An 18827-nucleotide genomic window follows, 5' to 3' on the forward strand; every position below is an offset into this window, starting at 1 on the left:
CCTTTTACATTCGTATATTAAATAAAACGAACGTTCAATCAGGGCATTAGCGTCCGACATTACCACTCCTCTCTGAGGCGAGGGTTTTATGGACGCTTATCTGTGATAAAGTTTGATTCATCTCCCCAACCTAAGGCATTTAAGTAGCAAACGTTCTATTGGACATAATGAGTAGCCCCCTCTTCCCTATATCTCTTACCTCTACCAACACATTAAAGCCATGTGTCGTTCTACATCAATTCAGCCATTTAACTCTAGCCTATGATGGAGCCACTAATGTCAAACAGGCAAGAGCTCTAGTTGAAATGATACTAATTATGTTATTCGCACCGTTCGTTTGGACAGCTCTGACTATACCCCTCTTAATCAACAGATAAGAGCAAATATGAAGTTCCTATGTATGTTTCTTACTATGTTGCAAACCTTGCGTTATTTTATTGACTCTCCAGATATCAACTTCTGCTTAATACTCTTGTTTATTTCCATTTGTTTTATTTTGACATGAAAAACGATTATTTATATTGACGGTTACCGGTACTGTGGTAAAATAAAGTAATAAATCGGCGATGGAGATCCGCCATTAACCGCTCAATTTTGAGATAATGACTCCTGCTAAGTAACCCTTAGCAGGAGTCTATTTTTTTTCACCTAGAGGAGGGACATGATGAATAGACTCAAAGAAAGAGATTTTATTCTAAATAGCTTTCATATCCAATCTTTATTTTTTTTAGGAAAATGGTTAATTATTAGTGGGATTATTGGGGTACTTGCGGGATCTGCTTCAGCCCTCTTTTTAACTAGTCTAGATTGGGCAACAAATATGAGAAATAACACACCCATTTTAATACTCTTTTTACCGATTGCCGGTGTTATCGTTAGTTATATGTATATGAAATTTGGGGGCACAGCTGGTAAAGGAAATAACCTTATTTTAGAACAGATTCATAACAGCCAAGACGGTGTGCCACTCAGGATGGCACCTCTAGTTCTCTTTGGTACCATTATGACACATCTGTTTGGAGGTTCTGCTGGTCGTGAAGGTACCGCTGTTCAGATGGGAAGCAGTTTAGCAGATGCAGTATGGAAATACTTAAAGTTACGTGCGACAGATCGTAACATCATATTGATTTGTGGAATTAGTGCAGGGTTTGGTTCTGTTTTTGGGACCCCTTTAGCTGGAGCGATTTTTGCATTGGAAGTATTGGCCTTTGGAGTCATTCGCTATCGAGCATTAATTCCTTGTTTTTTTGCCGCTTTAATAGGTGATAGAATTACTAGTGCTTGGGGCGTTCCGCACACCCATTATAGCCTTGGCGTCATCCCTGAATTTTCAGTAATCTTATTAATAAAAATTATCCTAGCGGGTATCATTTTCGGTTTAACAGCCCTATTATTTAGTAAATTGTCACAAGGGTTTAAATCACTGTTTTCGACTTATTTCAAAAACCCAATGATGAAAAGTTTTGTAGGTGGGGCTATCGTTGTCACTATTGTTCTAATATTAGGTACTAGAGATTATACTGGGTTAAGCCTTCCATTAATTCACGAATCATTTGAAGGAGACGTTTCACCGCTTGCATTCTTCTGGAAAATGTTATTAACAACAATTACTCTTGGGGCAGGATTCCAAGGTGGTGAAGTTACCCCCCTGTTTACGATTGGTGCTACTCTAGGAAACACGCTATCTAGCTTTCTTGGTGTACCTACACCTTTACTTGCCGGATTAGGATTTATCGCTGTTTTCGCAGGAGCTACCAATACACCTTTGGCATGTTTTATTATGGGAATTGAGTTATTTGGAGCAGAGGCTGCGGTCTATCTATTCACGGCCTGTGCCATCAGTTATATGTTTTCTGGACATACAGGTATATACACCTCGCAACGAGTTGGAGTAGCTAAATGTCATTCTCTTGAACATCATGAAGAAAGTTCACTAGGTCATTTACCAAAATCGCCTAAGTTAAAGGAGGGTGTAGGATGGTCACGAAAATATACTTCTTAATTTCTGCATTTCTTTCTATTTCCCTTATATTTTTTTTCCTTAGGAAACCTATACTTATAGGAAAAGAACAAGGAGAGTCAACTTTAAAGGGACAGTTAAAAGGAAACTCTTCTATGCTATTACCTATTACAAAGACTGGAACTTATCATCTTGAGTTACAACTGATAAGTGGAGAGTTACTTCTCGCTCACAGCTCCTACAATATAGCTACAAATAGTTGGGTTATGATTTCAAAAAAGGAAGCCAAAACATGTATTAATAAAAGCAAAATACTCCGAATAGATTTTTCTATTGAAGAGTTCTCAGGTGAATTGGACAAAGTTGAATTTATTAATCCTAAGCTTTTTAAGCCTTGTAATTTCAAATACACTTGGAAACAGGAAAAATCAGTAGCAACATAAAATTATGAAGAGCTATACATAAGATACATTCTTATTGTATAGCTTCGTTGTTTTTCTTCCCCTAAATCGTTAACCTGATCGACAGGAACTATATATATCACTAAAAGAAACAGAGAAGTTAAACTCACAAGATATTTGAGTATACTTGTTTGTTGAATGTTGAGTCTGATCATGAAAAGGCTCTCTGCAAACATTGACCAAAGTTGCAATAATGGCTGTGACTTTCACTTCAGACTGCACTTAATCCTTAGGGAGTCGTCTTATGTTCTGTCCTTTTTTATCACAACTAACCGTCTTTAACCTCAGGCACAAAATAGAGATGAGAACGAAAGCCCCACTAATTATCACCCTCATACTAAAGAAAATTTATTCCAATTTATACGTGCTGTTGTATTTTAAACATCATGATGAAATTGCCTCACTCAGTTACTACCAGATGTATGATGTCTTAATATGGCGCCTTGCCTGTTCAAGGTTCAGCGATATGTCAAAGCAAGTCTTACCACAGGCGCTCTCACCGTCAAAATAACCTCTAGCTTCCTGCCCACTCGCGTTGAAAGGACGATTCAAAGAAAGTCGTGCCATTTAAAGCGTTATGAGGATAACTCAATGTTTACTTTTAACTTTTTTAAAACCCTTTCATTTTTATGGAAGTTGATGTATTCTTGAAACAAATTCAATTGAAATAACTAGGGGAGTCCAATGAGTTGGGCTGAGACAGAAACGCGTTAAAGTTTCTTGACCCTTTGGACCTGATCTGGATCATACCAGCGTGGGGAAGTTAGAAAGCTCATCTTTTTTTATGAATTAACTTCTACATATAAAGCCGGGTCTACTTTTATGGATTCGGCTTTTTTATGTTGTTTTATGGCATGTCCCACTCGATATGTTCTTGGTCTCGTCCCTTACTACATTTTTTAAAAGGGAGAGATTGAATCAATGTCAACATCTTCATTCAATGAACAAAACATTGCCATCATGTCTAGCTTTTCAGGGAGTAAAAAAGTATATGTAGAAGGTTGTAGACCTGATATGAAAGTACCGATGCGTGAAATTGCGTTAAGCCCGACTACTGGTAGCTTTGGGGAAGAAGAAAATCCGCCAGTTCGTGTTTATGACACAAGCGGCCCCTATACAGATAGTCATTATGCCGTTGATATAACAAAAGGTCTCCCTACGCTTAGAAGCAAATGGATTCGAGAAAGAAATGATGTAGAGGAATATGAAGGGCGAGAGATAAAGCCCCAAGACAATGGCTATCAAGATGGACATGATCCTCGTGCACATCGTAACGTATTTCCTGGTTTGAAAAGAAAGCCGTTACGTGCAAAAAAAAGCCGAAATGTCACACAACTTCATTATGCTAAAAAAGGGATTATTACACCTGAAATGGCGTTCATCGCAATAAGAGAAAATATGAAACCTGAATTTGTTCGTGATGAAGTAGCAAGAGGGCGAGCGATTATTCCTTCTAATATCAACCATCCAGAGACAGAGCCTATGATCATAGGCCGACATTTCCATGTTAAAATTAATGCGAATATTGGTAATTCAGCTGTTTCTTCATCTATTGAAGAAGAGGTGGAAAAAATGACTTGGGCGACCCGTTGGGGGGCTGATACTATTATGGACCTTTCAACAGGAAAAAACATTCATACGACACGGGAATGGATTATTCGTAATTCCGCTGTCCCAGTTGGTACGGTACCTATTTATCAAGCACTTGAAAAAGTGAATGGAATTGCGGAAGACCTAACATGGGAGATTTATCGTGATACACTCATCGAACAAGCAGAACAAGGTGTGGATTACTTCACTATTCATGCTGGCGTTCTTTTAAGATATGTGCCTCTCACAGCAAAGCGTTTAACAGGGATTGTATCGAGAGGTGGATCGATCATGGCGCAATGGTGCCTCTATCATCATAAAGAAAGTTTCTTATATACTCATTTTGAAGACATCTGTGAGATTATGAAAACGTATGATGTGGCTTTTTCTTTAGGTGATGGCTTACGCCCTGGCTCAATTGCAGACGCAAACGATGAAGCTCAATTTGCAGAGCTAGAAACTCTTGGGGAACTAACCAAGATCGCTTGGGAACATGATGTACAAGTGATGGTAGAAGGACCTGGGCACGTGCCGATGCATCTTATAAAAGAAAATATAGATAAACAACTAGAGGTATGTGAAGAAGCACCTTTTTATACACTTGGACCACTGACTACTGATATAGCCCCTGGATATGATCACATTACATCGGCTATTGGGGCTGCCATGATTGGATGGTATGGCACGGCGATGCTTTGTTATGTGACACCAAAAGAACACCTAGGTTTACCAAATCGAGACGATGTTCGAGAAGGTGTAATCACATATAAAATCGCCGCACATGCTGCCGATTTAGCAAAAGGACATCCTGGTGCTCGTCAAAGAGATGATGCTCTATCAAAAGCGCGATTTGAATTTCGTTGGAGAGACCAGTTTAATTTATCATTAGATCCGGAGTTAGCATTGCAATATCACGACGAAACGTTACCTGCCGAAGGGGCCAAAACAGCGCATTTCTGTTCCATGTGTGGACCGAAATTTTGCAGTATGAGGATCTCCCAAGACATCCGGCATTATGCTAAAGAAAACAAGCTAGACACAAAAGAAGCCATCGAAAAAGGAATGAGAGAAAAAGCGAACGAATTTAAACAGTCTGGAAAAAAGTTATATCAGTGATTCATATGGGATGCCATTCTGTCGCTGCCGCAAAAGTTGAAGCAGACATGGCTCGAATAAAAATAGTTTGGTAAACTGTATGCGCCACAAATAACAAGATATGCCCATCAGTTTAAAGGTCAAAATTAAAAGCAGAGTTAGCTCTCTGCTTTTAATTTTGTTATTCATTATCGCCACAAAAGTTATACCTAATGCCTGAGAAACTTATGAAAAAAATAGCAATTCGGTATAATGTAGAGGATTTATTGGAAGCATTGATTTATTTCTCTTCTCGTTTACGCTCTAAAATGGACCGCAGTTCGTCCAGTTCTTCTTTCGAGAGAGATTCTTCTTCGATAAACTGAACCAGCATCGGTTTGAACGTCCCACCATAGATTCTTTTAATGAAAGACTGTGCCTCTGCGCGTTTGCATTCATCTTCCGAGTATAACGGGAAAAAGGTATACACTTTTTGATCTTTGTTAACCCCTACGACCTGTTTTTTCGTTAATCGATCGAGAAGCGTTCGAATTGTTTTTGGTTTCCAATCCGTTTGTTCTTGCATAGCCTGGATCACTTGATTGGCAGTCTGAGGGCTATTTTCCCAAAGGACTTTCATGATCTCCCACTCGGATTCAGAAATACTAGGCAGTCGATTAGACATCTCCTTCCTCCTTCTATTCACATTATTTATAAATCCCTTTGCTACTTAATATGGCTTGCGTAATCTCAGCAGCTTTACTTCCATACGCATGATCTTGATGTTGGATATTCGTTGCAAAGAAATACGTATCCGTTTCGGTTTCGACGAATCCTATAAACCAACCGTTTACAGCTCGATCATTCACAATCCCTGTACCGGTCTTTCCAAAAAGCGTGCCTTCTTGAGTTTCTTCTAACTTTATGGCCTCTTTAACTAATTGTACATTTTTTTCTTTAAAATGATATTCATTCATATAAAATGATTGAAGGAGTTCTACCTGTTCAATAGGCGAAATCTTTAAAGACGATTCTAGCCAATACTCGTCTAACCGTCCCGACAGATCTTTATTACCATAATCGAACATTTCCAAATAATATTGAATACGATCTCTTTGTATTTGTCGATCTAACTCTTGAAAGTACCAAGTGACCGAGTAGCTCATGGCGGTTCTTAAGTCGTGATTGGCATGCCATTCCTCATAATCATACTGTAAGCCGTCCCACTCTAATAGTGAATCATCTCCTGTAATCACACCTTCCTCTAACGCCATTAACGCGGTGAACATTTTATAGGAAGAGTTAGGAGAGACTCTCATGACACTTTTTTCTCGGTTATAAATTTGATATTCATCGTTGCTCGCACTGTATACTACAAAACTACCTTCATTCTCTCCAAAGTATCGACTCAAATCTTCATATATCGCCCGCTGATCATCAAATAAATAGCGCTCACTAGAAGAAGCGGTTACCGATAAAAGAGGGAATTGAGCGATTAAAAACAGCGTGATAACGATAAAAATAAACATACTTTTTAATTTTAATAGTTTCGATTCTTCAGTAAAAGAAGCAATATGGATCATCCGTCTTTTTATATGTTTTTCAGAACCTAATAATGGCGTTGCTAAATTTAAAATAGCTGATTCCTTATTCCTCTCCACAAATCGAATGATCGTCTTTCCATACTTTTCAAAATCGCATCGATCTATTGAATGTAGCACTTCCGTGTCGCAAGCCATTTCCCGATCAAGACGCATTATTTTAAAAGCTTTCCATACAAGCGGATGAAACCAATAAACAATCTGATATAGGACAAATAAAAAATTTACTTTAATATGCTTGCTCTTATAATGGTGCAGTTCATGTAGCAAGACATAGTTTATTTCATCATCAGATAAATAGGATGCCATATCCTTTGGCAGTAAAATATAGGTGTTAAACAAACCGAATGTCATCGGGGAACGTACACTCGAAGTCTCTAAAATCTTTGGACGCTTCTTTACCCCAAGCTTTCGTATACAGTCGCTATATAATTTTTTCACCTTTACATTTTTTATTTCTGTGGCAGCTGATATAAGACGTTGTAACTTTGCATAATGATACAATGCCAAAAGGAAGAAAAGGACCATACCTATAACCCAAATAATGATGAAAAATGATTGGACGAATGAATGGTCAAAACGGCTGACAGAAGTGCCAAAATCATTCACCCAATTTTCCGATTGATCCACTAAACGCCAACTATCCTGAGTCGAAGAAGACGGCTTTCCTTCACTCTCATGGATCAAAGACAAGCTTGGGATCTCTACAAGGTGAACGGGTATAAACGGGAAGGTTAAAGCAAAAATAAGCAAAAACCATAAATGATAGCGCCATTTTGCTGATAATTGTTTATAAAAAAATTTCCTTAGGAGTAGGATTACCGTGATGGTTACCGTTGATAACACAAGAAAAAGTACTATATGTGGCAATGTCATTTTTATTATCTCCATTTTTAGTCATTTTTCTTTCCCCTCTCACTAAAACAATAAAATTCTAACATTTAGATTTAAAGTTGTAAATTTCTGTTGACATTTTAGATTACATGCGTAATATTAGATTACAGGTGTAGTCTATAAACTATTGGCTCCAACCATTATTTTAAGACTCATCAAAATAAATAAAGTCGAAAGGAGATTAATATGAAGATCACAAAATTAACATGTACCATTCTCTTAGGAACCTTTCTATTTTTCGGATGTTCGAGTGACCAGGAACAGGCCAGTTCTGATCAACAAGAATCTGAAAAAACCACTCCGACGGTAGAAGACACCTTTAGCCAATTAGAGGGAGAATACGATGCCCGATTAGGAGTTTATGCATTAGACACGGGTACAGGTAAGACGGTTACATATCGTTCTGATGAGCGTTTTATCTATGCATCTACCCACAAACCACTCTCTGTTGGCGTCCTTCTTCAGCAAAAATCGATAGCGGATTTAGATGAACTCATCACCTATTCAAGTGAAGATTTAGTCAACTACAATCCGATAACAGAAAATCATATCGATTCAGGATTGACATTAAAAGAGCTTAGTGATGCCTCGATTCGCTACAGTGATAACACAGCTGCCAATTTAATTTTTCATGAAATCGGTGGACCGGAAGGCTTTAAAGAAGGACTTCGAGCCATTGGAGATAATGTAACCGAGCCTGAAAGAATAGAACCTGAATTAAATGATGTAGAACCTGGGGACATTCAAGATACGAGTACACCGGAAGCATTGGCAAAAAGCCTGCAACAATTTACTTTAGGAGATGCACTAGCAGACGATAAACAAGCGTTACTAATCGATTGGCTCAAGAGAAACACAACGGGTGACGCTCTTATCCGTGCAGGCGTACCAGAAGGTTGGGAAGTTGGGGACAAAACGGGCTCTGGCTCTTATGGGACTCGCAACGACATCGGCATCATCTGGCCGCCAGACAGAGACCCGATTATCCTTTCCGTACTAACAAGTAAAGAAGAACGAGATGCAGAGCACGATGATGCCCTTATCGCAAGAGCAACAGAAGAAGTCATTAACATTCTTTTTGAGACAGAGTAATGAGTATACGGTTGTTATCAAACTGTAAGGCTAGGCATAGGGGAGAACCGTTTGATTCAGTTCTCCCCTGATTTTCTTCTTTGGGTCGCTCGTTTTCTTAGAAGTGAGAAAGGGAGTGGCAGAAAATAAAATGGTAAATTAAAACCCTAAATAGGCCCCTACTATCCCCATAATTCCTAATAATGCATGGGTGATGGAATTGGTAACCTTATTTCAGTTTTCAATAAAAGTGGTATTACAAAACAGGCATTAATGAATATTGTCATGAATGGATAACGGGAATGATAGTTGTTGCTTTCAATGATGAAATGCTTAGTGATATGAATATACACGCTGCTCTTCTTCTGTTGTTACTTAGTAGTTATCTTCTGGCTTCTTCCAACGCTTCTGACAACAGTCATAATAGCTGTCGTTTGAGGCTTTGTAGGTCGTGCGCGTTACCCCGATTATATAAATGATGAGCAAAGATGCTAAAAATTAGTGGACAGTCATCCTATAGTTTTCTTTTTCTTCAAAAAAGGGTATACTGTTATTAGAAATAGAATAAATTAAAAACGACTGAAGATGTGCTAGCATCTTCAGTCTATACAATAGCTAGGTTCCCTTCAAGGGGACTGGCACCAAGCAGAAGAATAATCCACCTGAGCCGCCAAACTCAAGGGTGGATTATTTTTTGTGGTTAAAAGCCAGTAGCGCTATAACAAATATGCCAAACGACAACATAAGCGATAATGCTTCAAACACAGTTATCATAGCACCACCCCCTTTCCTGCCTACTGGGGATGATACCGTCACCCTTAAGTAACCTATTTATGCCATTGTAATCAAATTATAGCATTTACAATAGAGAATTGATAGAACGACTAACATACCAACACCATCTTAAGGTAATATCGCTTGATCTTTTACCTTCTTCACCTAGGATCTAAAAACACCCCTTTAGACAATGATATCTAAAGGGGCAAACCTGTAATTTTAAAATAAGGTATGATCAAAAACGACTGCTAACGTTGTGTCAGTTAAAAAGAACCCGTTTTAAAAAAAGTTTGATCTTTTTCTAGGTATGGCATCCTGAAGTCGCCATTTCGTTCAATTTATCTCATACCGAAATAGCTCATCCTTTAAATTGTAATGTATCGTATCATTTTTTTGCTTAGATTTTTGAAATTCAGATTAACGTGTTCTATCACTTACTCTACCAATTTTTTAAAATATGCCGTGCGTATAATAAGAAAGCTCAGCGTAAACAACAGTAAAATAATGCCTACACCAACCGTAGTCATCTGGAAAAAGGCGGTTGAAAATGCATCACGAATACTGAATAACACGGTAAATAATAACATCGCAGCGATTGTAAACGGGACAAAAATCAGTATGGATAATTCTCTTGTCACAATAACACGCACTTCTTTCATAGATAGTCCGATTTTGCGCATGCCCAAGTACTTTTCTTTTTCTCCCGCTAAAGAGGTCTGCAAGTAAAAATAAAGAATACTCATGGCTGCACTTAAAAAAATCAGACTAAGCATAAAACCAATAAAGAAGATGACCCTCTTTACAAATAACTCCTCAGCATATAATGCAATTTTAGAGGAGACATATCGCTCACCTGGTACTGTCATAATTTGTGCTTCTATTTTTTCTGCTACATCCCGTTTCTCTGTCCAATCCTTCAATTCATAGGCAAACACATGATATTCTGGATAATTGAGTGCGTCATAAATCGCATCTGGTATAACATAATATACTGCTCGAAAGCCTGATACAAGAATCATCCGTTCTTCTAATCCTACGTATTGAAGAGGGTCATCCACATAATCCTGAATGGCATCCGTATTTGGCATCACCCCCGCATTTCCTGCCACAACATAATATTCATTGTCGCTAAGTGTTATCGCTTCGTGTGTACCAAGTGCATTGAAATACGTATTCGATAGGAAGCCAATCCTGCGGTCTTCGTCTGTTTTGAACGCAGATTGATAAGCATCGACATCTCCCTCTGTTTGCTCAAGGGTTGTCTCCATAAATTCAATGTCTTGCTGTTCTTTTTCTATAGGGTTATTTGGATGTGAAATATATTGAAAGCTATACGGATAGACAGCTTCCGTATTTTCTTCGACATTATAATACGAACTATACAAAACACTCGTCGTCACAAATACGGCAAGCAGTAAAATACTGAGCAAATAAATGACATGAGCATGTGAATTGCCTTTGGCTTGTAAATTCGATACAAATAACATATTTGTTTTTTTGTAATACGAGGCGCTTTTTTGCAATCTCCGAATCGTAAACAAGATGCCTTGGGTTAATACAATATAAATCGTCATTAACAGACTGATAAACAACATCATAATATAAACAATGCCTAAGCTTTCAACAACATCTGGGCTCACTTTGAGAGGTAGTAATAAAACTGCACTCACTAAGATGGATAAAATAAGTCTCCATGGTGTTGGACGTATTAATTTTTCCTGTGTGACATCTGCTTTTAACAGTTGTACAGCTTCTTCCTTCTTGATAAATCGTGTCGTTATTTTGGAAACAATTAAAAATAAAACACTAAATAAAATGAATGTCATGGCAATAGCTTGTATTGGTACATACATGCCAAAGCTATCTGCCTCTAAGACATTTTTAACGACCATTAAAAACAGAGGAGAAACGATTAATCCAACAACAATGGCTGTTATAATTGCAGCAAAAGCAATCAGCATATTTTCTCGGAATACCATTTTCTGCACTTGCTTCGTCGATGCTCCAGAAATGATAAAGACGCCAAGGCTTTTGGTTTTCTTCTTTAAAAAAGCCAGCATCGAATAAATAATAAATACAAAAGAAAAAATATAGACAATCATACTACAAAGGATCATGACGATTCCAAGTGTGCTATTCGTATCGATAGCTTCCATCATCGGATGAAATGCCGTAATCAAAAAAAAGAAAAAGACTAAAATCGAAAAGACACTGCTCAGAAAATAGGAAATATAGGTCCATTTATCCCGTACTATATTTTGAATGACAATATGATTAAAGCTCATGATAGCCACCGCCCAGAAATGTCAGTGTATCTACAATTTCTTGATAGAATTGCTGCTTGTGGTCACCCTTCTGTATTTCATTGTAGAGCATCCCGTCTTGCATAAAAATCACACGCTCAGCAAAACTGGCAACATACGGATCATGTGTGACCATTAATAAAGAGGTTTGAAACGTTTCGTGAATGGATTGAAATAGTGTCATCACACTATTGGCTGCTTTAGAGTCCAGATTCCCAGTCGGCTCATCTGCTAATAATAAACTAGGCTCATGAATAACTGCTCGTGCAATGGCCACACGTTGCTTCTGTCCCCCTGAAATCTCAAAGGTTCTCTTCTTCATAATGTCTTCAATCCCTAAAAACTTAACGACTTCCGCTAAACGGGTTGTCATTTCTTTTCCATTCACGGCATCGAGTGTCAATGGTAATAAAATGTTTTCTTCTACAGTTAATGTGTGAACCAAGTTAAAATCTTGAAAAACAAAACCCAATTCACTTCGTCGAAACTTTGCAAGATCTTCATCATTCAGTTCATATGGATCTTTTTGATTAATTGTCATAGAACCATTTGTCGGACGGTCTATCGTTGATATACAATTTAAAAATGTCGTCTTCCCACTTCCAGATGGACCCATTACAGAGACAAATTCATTACGTTTTAGTTGAAAGTCAATGCCTTTTAACGCTTTATAGTTCACCTCTCCCACATAATCTTTATGGAGTTGTTGAACATTTAAAATGATGTCTGACATATATACCACTCCTGTTTTTCTTTTCATTGTTAACTTTAATATACCGAAGTCATCCATTCCTTAACATTTAAAAACATGACGGCAAAGTGACACTATTGACACATTTAAAACGGCTACCTCAATCGGCAGCCGTACGAATACTTTTCGAAAGTTCAACGGTAAAAGTGGTTTCTTGATCATGAGACGTTAACTCAAACGGATGATCTAGCGTCACCAAAATCCTTTTGACTAAGTATAAACCTATTCCTGTTGCTTCATTCCTTTTCCGTCCTTTTGAACCTGTATAGAACAAATTGAATAAGCGGTTAATCTCGCTCTTTGGAATGGTTTCCCCTCTGTTACGAATCGATAACTGACCATTCCTGTAATTAATATGAACAGTAGAGTGCTTCTCACCATATTTAATCGCATTACTAAGCAGTTGGTAGATAACTACTTTCATCCACTTCCGGTCTGAATAAAGTATAACGTCTTCCGCTATTGTCACCTTAGGGAATAGTTCTTCCTCAATAAAATAATCTTTTAAATCATTAATAACTTCTTGTATGATTTTCTTTAATGGCATCGCTTCAATTTTCAAATCAGATAGTAATTGGGTAGAGCGGCTATACGACAATAGCTGATTTAACGAAAAGTTTATTTTATCGCATTCAGCTTTTACTTTCTGCCATTCTCCCAACGATTTGACGTCGTTTATTTGGTTCGATTGAACAAGCAATTGCATGACAGAAATAGGCGTCTTCATCTGATGCACCGCATGTGAAATAAGGAGCTGCTGCTCCTGTAAAAAATCTTGATACGCGTCCTGTTCTTTTAAGAGCAAAGAAGAAAATGCCTGTAACTGATTGGCATATGCTTTTTCTATTGGAGCATGTGGACGATAAACAAGAAAACTAGCTTGGTCGACATTTTCTTTCTTTAATTGTATATACATTTTTTTACGACGAAGATAGCGAATAACAAGCAGACTAATTAATAAAGTGATAGCTAAAAAACTAAAATAGCCATAATGATTCTCAAAACCATCTAATTGGTCAATGATAAAAGGCAAGCAGATAAACGTTATCAGATACAAAAGAATAAAGCTGAGATGGTCCTTTATAAATAACGTCATGTGTCTTTCTCCATTAATTGGTAGCCGATTCCTCGAATCGTCTTAAGTTCTAAGGAGGATTGGACATTTTCTAATTTTTTTCGCAATCTTTTGATGTTCACTGTGAGTGTATTTTCTTCTACAAATCCTTCTTCATCCCATATAACAGAAAGGAGCTGCTGTCTTGTGACAACATTTGGACAAGCCTCAAAAAACATATGACAAAGCTGGAGCTCTTTTACCGTCAATACTTCCTCCTGCCTCGGTGTAGATAAACGTACTGTGTCCAAATTTAAGGTAGTATTCCCCACATGTAATAGTCGTCGTTCTGCAGTTTTTGCATACTCTCCATAGGAACGTCGAATTTGCCCATTGATTTTTGCTACTACGACATCCATTACAAAAGGCTTAGTAATAAAATCATCTGCACCATTTTCAATACCATATATCTGGTCTAGTTCACTCATGCGAGCAGACAAAATCATAATTGGACATGTGGATATCTGCCTTATTTTTCTTGACCAGTAATAGCCATCAAAGTAAGGAAGGTTGATATCCATAATAACTAAATGCGGTTCTATTTCTTGAAAAACATCCAAAACTTTTTTAAAATCTTCTATTGCGTGACACTCATATCCGTATTTTCCAAGACGCTTTTTTAATGTATCAGTAATACTTATTTCATCCTCCACAATTAATATTCTATACATAAAATCCCCCGCCTCTTTATTCTCGAAATTTTTATGTAAACATCGTATTTGTGAATTGATTTTATTTCCGAACGTTATGACTCATTTCCGACAGATGGACGCTTTCCGCAGGGCTCGTCTTCAACTCACCCACTGCCAGTTCCACTACCTTCTTTTATTCACTCATCAATTTAGAAACAAAAACACCCCTTTAGATAATCATATCCAAAGGGGTAAAAATGTCGCAACTTTTTTATAGACATTGTGACTTTGTTTTAAATATTTTATCTTTTTTACAAACGTCGCAACTTTATTTCAAAGCTACAACACATGTAGCTTTGGAATAAAGTTTAAGCAGAAATATCTCACAAACCCACAACCTTACGTTAACTTAAAAGTACCCGTTTGAAAAAAAGATTGATCAAAACGGGTTCTTCATGTTTGTGAAACATTACGCATCTTTTGTAAGAAAGTTTGATCATTTTCTGTGATTCGATCTTCATCATAAGCACTCGTTCGATGAAGAAGTGCTAACGATTATCCAACACTTTATTTCGTTTAACCAGTGCTTCACTTACTTCTTTTCTTGATTGCTGTTCGGATATTTCAAAGGCAGTTTCTTTTCGAGGAACCCTTGCTCTAAATTTCCCATTCTGTGAACCCATTGATTTTTGGATATTGCATTCTTGACATTACAATATTCACAAGCTGAAGTAATGATTTTTGATTATCTACAACTTTTAAATTATCACTTGAATACATTAGTAACTCATCAGAAACTAATATAATCATTTTAAATCTTGCCTTTGAAATGATAACGTTAAGTCTTTTATGGTTTTAAATAAACTCTTAGGCAATCAAAGCTTGGTCACTTAGAACATAGCTGCAAATCATAATATCTCTTTGCCACCCTTTCCTACTCATTCGCCATTTTAAACTCAATTCCTCTCCATATCATTATTTGTTATGGCAACTTATAAGTATACTTCCTCCACAGCCATTCCATTGGCCCAGATTTATATCGACTTAACCAGTATCGGCTCATGAATACTTGAATCGTAAATATCACCACTGCAAGTAAAAAGCCACCAGCCGGATCAACCGATCCAAATAAACCTAGTCCATAGCTGTAAAAAAGTGTTGTACAGATCAACGTTTGAAGCAAATAGTTAGTAAAGGCCATCCTTCCAACAGGCTGCAAAAAAGCAACAATAACCCTAAATCGTTGTGATCGCATACACACATAGAGAGCACTTACATAGAAAAGAGCTAGCGCTGGCCCACTTACAGAATACCCGATATACTGAATCACATAATAAGGTGAGCTAATCGAATCGACATAAGATTGAGCCCAAATGGACAATAGAGCAAAGGGAAATCCAATACAGAAGCTATAATTCCGAATTCGTTTCATCGTCCCTTGATGTTGCTTGGCATTGGTAATTAATCGACTTTGCCATGCGTACATACCAAGTAGAAACAGGCCAAGAATGACAGGAGCCATTAGGATATATCCTTGATAAATCATGGCTATATCAACTAAGCGCTGCATAAAGATCTCCCAAGCTGATCCATTCGAATAAGCGTATAGAGCTTGATCATACATATCTCCAGCTACTTGGGGAAAGGAATCTCCTGAATCAAAACCTATTAACAATAAGAGAGACAGCAACACCAACGGCATGATTAATAATGCTCCCGACCAAACGAGCAATGTCCTATTCTTCTTTTTCAAATAAAAGGGTAGGAGAAAAGCGATGAGGGCATATAATGTTAAAATATCTCCATACCAAAATAGGAAGAGATGAATGAGTCCAACAACAAGAAGAAAACGAATCCTCCTTCTATAGATTGATCCTGCGTGCACCTCTTTCCTTTGGAGTTTTGAAAGGAACAAAGCAAACCCAACTCCAAACAAAAAAGAAAACAAACTAACAAATTTAAATTCAAATGCCACCGCCATAATGACCACAACAATCTCATTTAATAGACCCTCTGATTTTGATAAACCTAGTATATCCACAAGCAAAGCTGGTGTAGAAAAATAGCTCATATTTACAACGAGTATGCCAAACAACGCTATTCCTCTGAGTACATCTAACTCTAATAAACGTTCCTTCTCCTGTGTTGGAGCTACTTTACTCTCCATCATCCCCCCTCCGTATCATCTAACTCTTGCTCTGACGTTGTAGCACACGTTCCTATGATAAAAGTAATAACCAAAACGATTATTCCAGTAAACCATTTCACTTTCCCTTCACGACCTTTCTTTTCATATGTATAATAATAGTAATAATCATTATCAATTATAGGAATAGTCACTATAAAAAAATATCCCACATAGTTGGGATATTGATTATAGCTAGGGGGATTTATGCTCTTAGTAATCGTTACACACACATTTTAGCACCTGCTGGATTTCATGTTGAGCTGCGTACCGCATTAATCTGTCAAGGAAAGTGTTGGGGATATGTAACACTTTTTCGTTCCAAGCATCAGCTCGCTTTTTCAAAAGAAGATCAACAACTCATCCAAAGACTACTACCTACTTTAACGAAAACCATGGTTTATATTCTGAACTAAAACCTGAGCCGCCGCCTTCTTTTATCCATTTCTCAATTTTAGATGTTCTTTTTCTTTTCGACATAAAAGCACCCCTTTAGATAATCATATCTAAAGGGGTAAAACGGTTTAACTTTTTATAAACATCGCGACTTTTTTTCAAAGCCACACAACACACATATGTTGTTTTATTATTTATTCCACTGTCACACTCTTCGCAAGGTTACGTGGTTTATCCACGTCGCAACCTCTGTGAAGGGCGGCATAGTAAGAGATAAGCTGTAATGGCAGGACGCTCACCAATGGTGTGAGGTAGTCGTGGACTTTCGGGATGACGATGTTGTCGTCGTCTTCCTGGAAGCCTTCCATACTGATCATGCAAGGGTTAGCGCCACGGGCTACAACCTCTTTCATGTTACCGCGTAAGTTAAGGTGCACATTCTCTTGCGTGGCAAGACCGATAACTGGTGTGCCTTCTTCAATAAGTGCAATCGTCCCGTGCTTTAATTCACCACCAGCAAAGCCTTCTGCTTGAATGTATGAAATCTCTTTAAGCTTTAATGCTCCTTCCATACACACATGGTAGTCTGCGGCACGCCCGATAAAGAAGCAGTTGCGCGAGACGCTGAGATAATCACGGGCAATCTGTTCAAGAACGTCCTTCTGTTCTGTGAAGATTTCCATGGCGTTCGCTACGATACCAAGCTCTTGCAACGGATCGAAGTTCATTTCCATACCGGATGCACGGGCAGCATCCACCGCCATGATCGCAAGCACAGCCATTTGTGCTGTGTACGCCTTCGTTGACGCTACGGCAATTTCAGGACCTGCATACGTGTGTAAAGTGTAGTCTGCTTCTCGGGATAAAGTTGATCCCGGAACATTTGTAATTGTTAATGTACTGTGGCCTAGCTTTTTCACATTCACGAGAACACCACGGGAGTCCGCTGTTTCACCGCTTTGTGAAATGAAAATAAAGAGTGGTTTTTGACTTAATAACGGCATGTTATACAGAAATTCGCTAGCAATGTGCGTTTCAACTGGAATACCAGCAATCTTTTCGATTAATTCTTTACCCACAAGGCCTGCGTGGTAACTTGTACCTGCCGCAATAATATAAATACGGTCCGCTCCTAGAACAGCTTGACGAACGTTTTCATCGAGCTTAATGTTCTCGTTATCATCTTTATATTTCGTGATGATGTTCCGAATAACGAACGGCTGTTCATCAATTTCTTTGAGCATATAGTGAGGGTATGTGCCTTTTTCAATGTCACCAGCATCTAGTTCAGCAACATAAGGAGCACGCTCTACGGTATCACCAGCAAGTGTTTTAATTGTCACATCGTCTTTTGTCACGATGACGATCTCTTCATCCATAATTTCAACGAATTCATTCGTCACTTGGATCATCGCCATAGCATCACTTGCTACTACGTTCACACCATCACTCACACCTACAAGAAGTGGACTTTTATTTTTTCCTACATAAATTGTGTTTGGATCTTCAAGGTCTAACAGAGCTGTAGCATAAGACCCTTTCAATAAGCTTAACGCTTTGCGGAAGGCTTCTTCTGTGGAAGCACCTTCATTAGCGAATTTCTCCACTAATTGGACGATGATCTCTGTATCCGTATCACTGACCATCTCCACGTCAGAAAGGTAATCTCTGCGCACATGTTCGTAGTTTTCAATCACTCCGTTATGAACGATCGTATACCGAGCACTTGTACTTTGGTGCGGGTGAGCATTCAACTGGCTTGGCACACCGTGTGTTGCCCAGCGTGTATGTCCGATTCCGACAGTAGCTGACTGCGACTGATCAACGATGTCACGTAATGACGCGATACGTCCCTTCTCTTTATAGACGTGAATGCCGTCATGATTTGAGATCGCGATACCTGCAGAGTCATAGCCTCGGTATTCTAATTTTTCAAGACCTTTTAAGAGAATTTCCTTTGCATCCTCTGTTCCTACATATCCAACAATTCCACACATACTATCATTTCCTCCCTCGGT

Annotated in this window: 14 protein-coding genes and 2 riboswitches; of the genes, 4 read left to right on the top strand and 10 right to left on the bottom strand. The window is 38.2% G+C overall.

What is annotated here, in order from left to right; translation table 11 throughout:
* Window positions 1-553 precede the first annotated feature (553 nt).
* Window positions 554-619, top strand: a riboswitch (Fluoride riboswitch).
* 45 nt (window positions 620-664) lie between these two features.
* The 3 genes from BK581_RS11935 to thiC all read left to right on the top strand — a co-directional run bounded on the left by BK581_RS11935 (window position 665) and on the right by thiC (window position 5127).
* Entirely contained in the window at window positions 665-2002 is a 1338-nt protein-coding gene (locus BK581_RS11935; protein WP_095995551.1) for a voltage-gated chloride channel family protein, read from the top strand.
* Window positions 1978-2403, top strand: coding sequence for a hypothetical protein (locus BK581_RS11940; RefSeq protein ID WP_078578394.1), 426 nt, complete (start codon window positions 1978-1980; stop codon window positions 2401-2403). Before BK581_RS11935 ends, BK581_RS11940 begins: the two co-directional genes overlap by 25 nt.
* Window positions 2404-3084: 681 nt before the next feature.
* Window positions 3085-3199, top strand: a riboswitch (TPP riboswitch).
* Window positions 3200-3342: 143 nt separating this feature from the next.
* Window positions 3343-5127, top strand: coding sequence for a phosphomethylpyrimidine synthase ThiC (gene thiC / locus BK581_RS11945; RefSeq protein ID WP_078578395.1), 1785 nt, complete (start codon window positions 3343-3345; stop codon window positions 5125-5127).
* Window positions 5128-5386: 259 nt separating this feature from the next.
* On the opposite strand, the gene blaI is transcribed toward thiC, so the two are convergent.
* Together blaI and BK581_RS11955 are read right to left on the bottom strand one after the other, a co-directional pair.
* Window positions 5387-5770 (bottom strand): penicillinase repressor BlaI, encoded by a 384-nt coding sequence (blaI, locus tag BK581_RS11950; protein WP_078578396.1) that lies wholly within the window; start codon window positions 5768-5770, stop codon window positions 5387-5389.
* A gap of 22 nt (window positions 5771-5792) precedes the next feature.
* Window positions 5793-7562, bottom strand: a complete 1770-nt coding sequence (locus BK581_RS11955; RefSeq protein WP_078578397.1) for a BlaR1 family beta-lactam sensor/signal transducer — start codon at window positions 7560-7562, stop codon at window positions 5793-5795.
* Between the two features lie 204 nt (window positions 7563-7766).
* Here BK581_RS11955 and bla point away from each other — a divergent pair, with 204 nt between their 5' ends.
* Entirely contained in the window at window positions 7767-8672 is a 906-nt protein-coding gene (gene bla / locus BK581_RS11960; protein ID WP_078578398.1) for a class A beta-lactamase, read from the top strand.
* A 666-nt stretch (window positions 8673-9338) separates the two neighbouring features.
* On the opposite strand, the gene BK581_RS20320 is transcribed toward bla, so the two are convergent.
* The 8 genes from BK581_RS20320 to glmS all read right to left on the bottom strand — a co-directional run bounded on the left by BK581_RS20320 (window position 9339) and on the right by glmS (window position 18806).
* Window positions 9339-9425, bottom strand: a complete 87-nt coding sequence (locus BK581_RS20320) for a putative holin-like toxin (RefSeq protein ID WP_078578399.1) — start codon at window positions 9423-9425, stop codon at window positions 9339-9341.
* Between the two features lie 437 nt (window positions 9426-9862).
* A complete protein-coding gene (locus BK581_RS11970; RefSeq protein ID WP_078578400.1) occupies window positions 9863-11713 on the bottom strand; it encodes an FtsX-like permease family protein in 1851 nt (616 codons plus the stop codon).
* Window positions 11703-12464 carry an ABC transporter ATP-binding protein gene (locus tag BK581_RS11975; protein ID WP_078578401.1) on the bottom strand — a complete coding sequence of 254 codons (762 nt, stop codon included), beginning with the start codon at window positions 12462-12464 and terminating at the stop codon, window positions 11703-11705. Before BK581_RS11975 ends, BK581_RS11970 begins: the two co-directional genes overlap by 11 nt.
* 118 nt (window positions 12465-12582) lie before the next feature.
* Window positions 12583-13578 (bottom strand): sensor histidine kinase, encoded by a 996-nt coding sequence (locus BK581_RS11980; protein WP_078578402.1) that lies wholly within the window; start codon window positions 13576-13578, stop codon window positions 12583-12585.
* Window positions 13575-14267, bottom strand: coding sequence for a response regulator transcription factor (locus BK581_RS11985; protein WP_078578403.1), 693 nt, complete (start codon window positions 14265-14267; stop codon window positions 13575-13577). Before BK581_RS11985 ends, BK581_RS11980 begins: the two co-directional genes overlap by 4 nt.
* 943 nt (window positions 14268-15210) lie before the next feature.
* Window positions 15211-16395 (bottom strand): DUF418 domain-containing protein, encoded by a 1185-nt coding sequence (locus BK581_RS11990; RefSeq protein ID WP_169837691.1) that lies wholly within the window; start codon window positions 16393-16395, stop codon window positions 15211-15213.
* On the bottom strand, window positions 16395-16568 hold the full coding sequence (locus tag BK581_RS19965; protein WP_169837693.1) for a hypothetical protein: 174 nt from the start codon (window positions 16566-16568) through the stop codon (window positions 16395-16397). Before BK581_RS19965 ends, BK581_RS11990 begins: the two co-directional genes overlap by 1 nt.
* A gap of 435 nt (window positions 16569-17003) precedes the next feature.
* Window positions 17004-18806, bottom strand: a complete 1803-nt coding sequence (gene glmS, locus BK581_RS12000) for a glutamine--fructose-6-phosphate transaminase (isomerizing) (RefSeq protein ID WP_078578405.1) — start codon at window positions 18804-18806, stop codon at window positions 17004-17006.
* Window positions 18807-18827 lie beyond the last annotated feature (21 nt).

The sequence above is a fragment of the Salipaludibacillus agaradhaerens genome (assembly GCF_002019735.1).
Lineage (GTDB): Bacteria > Bacillota > Bacilli > Bacillales > Salisediminibacteriaceae > Salipaludibacillus > Salipaludibacillus agaradhaerens.

Bases quoted from the DNA above. Each gene is read 5' to 3' on its own strand.
- BK581_RS11975 (WP_078578401.1), bottom strand. From the start codon at position 12,464: ATGTCAGACATCATTTTAAATGTTCAACAACTCCATAAAGATTATGTG.
- glmS (WP_078578405.1), bottom strand. From the start codon at position 18,806: ATGTGTGGAATTGTTGGATATGTAGGAACAGAGGATGCAAAGGAAATT.
- thiC (WP_078578395.1), top strand. From the start codon at position 3,343: ATGTCAACATCTTCATTCAATGAACAAAACATTGCCATCATGTCTAGC.
- BK581_RS20320 (WP_078578399.1), bottom strand. From the start codon at position 9,425: ATGATAACTGTGTTTGAAGCATTATCGCTTATGTTGTCGTTTGGCATA.
- BK581_RS11985 (WP_078578403.1), bottom strand. From the start codon at position 14,267: ATGTATAGAATATTAATTGTGGAGGATGAAATAAGTATTACTGATACA.
- BK581_RS11955 (WP_078578397.1), bottom strand. From the start codon at position 7,562: ATGACATTGCCACATATAGTACTTTTTCTTGTGTTATCAACGGTAACC.
- BK581_RS11990 (WP_169837691.1), bottom strand. From the start codon at position 16,395: ATGGAGAGTAAAGTAGCTCCAACACAGGAGAAGGAACGTTTATTAGAG.
- BK581_RS11970 (WP_078578400.1), bottom strand. From the start codon at position 11,713: ATGAGCTTTAATCATATTGTCATTCAAAATATAGTACGGGATAAATGG.
- BK581_RS11935 (WP_095995551.1), top strand. From the start codon at position 665: ATGAATAGACTCAAAGAAAGAGATTTTATTCTAAATAGCTTTCATATC.
- BK581_RS11980 (WP_078578402.1), bottom strand. From the start codon at position 13,578: ATGACGTTATTTATAAAGGACCATCTCAGCTTTATTCTTTTGTATCTG.
- bla (WP_078578398.1), top strand. From the start codon at position 7,767: ATGAAGATCACAAAATTAACATGTACCATTCTCTTAGGAACCTTTCTA.
- blaI (WP_078578396.1), bottom strand. From the start codon at position 5,770: ATGTCTAATCGACTGCCTAGTATTTCTGAATCCGAGTGGGAGATCATG.
- BK581_RS11940 (WP_078578394.1), top strand. From the start codon at position 1,978: ATGGTCACGAAAATATACTTCTTAATTTCTGCATTTCTTTCTATTTCC.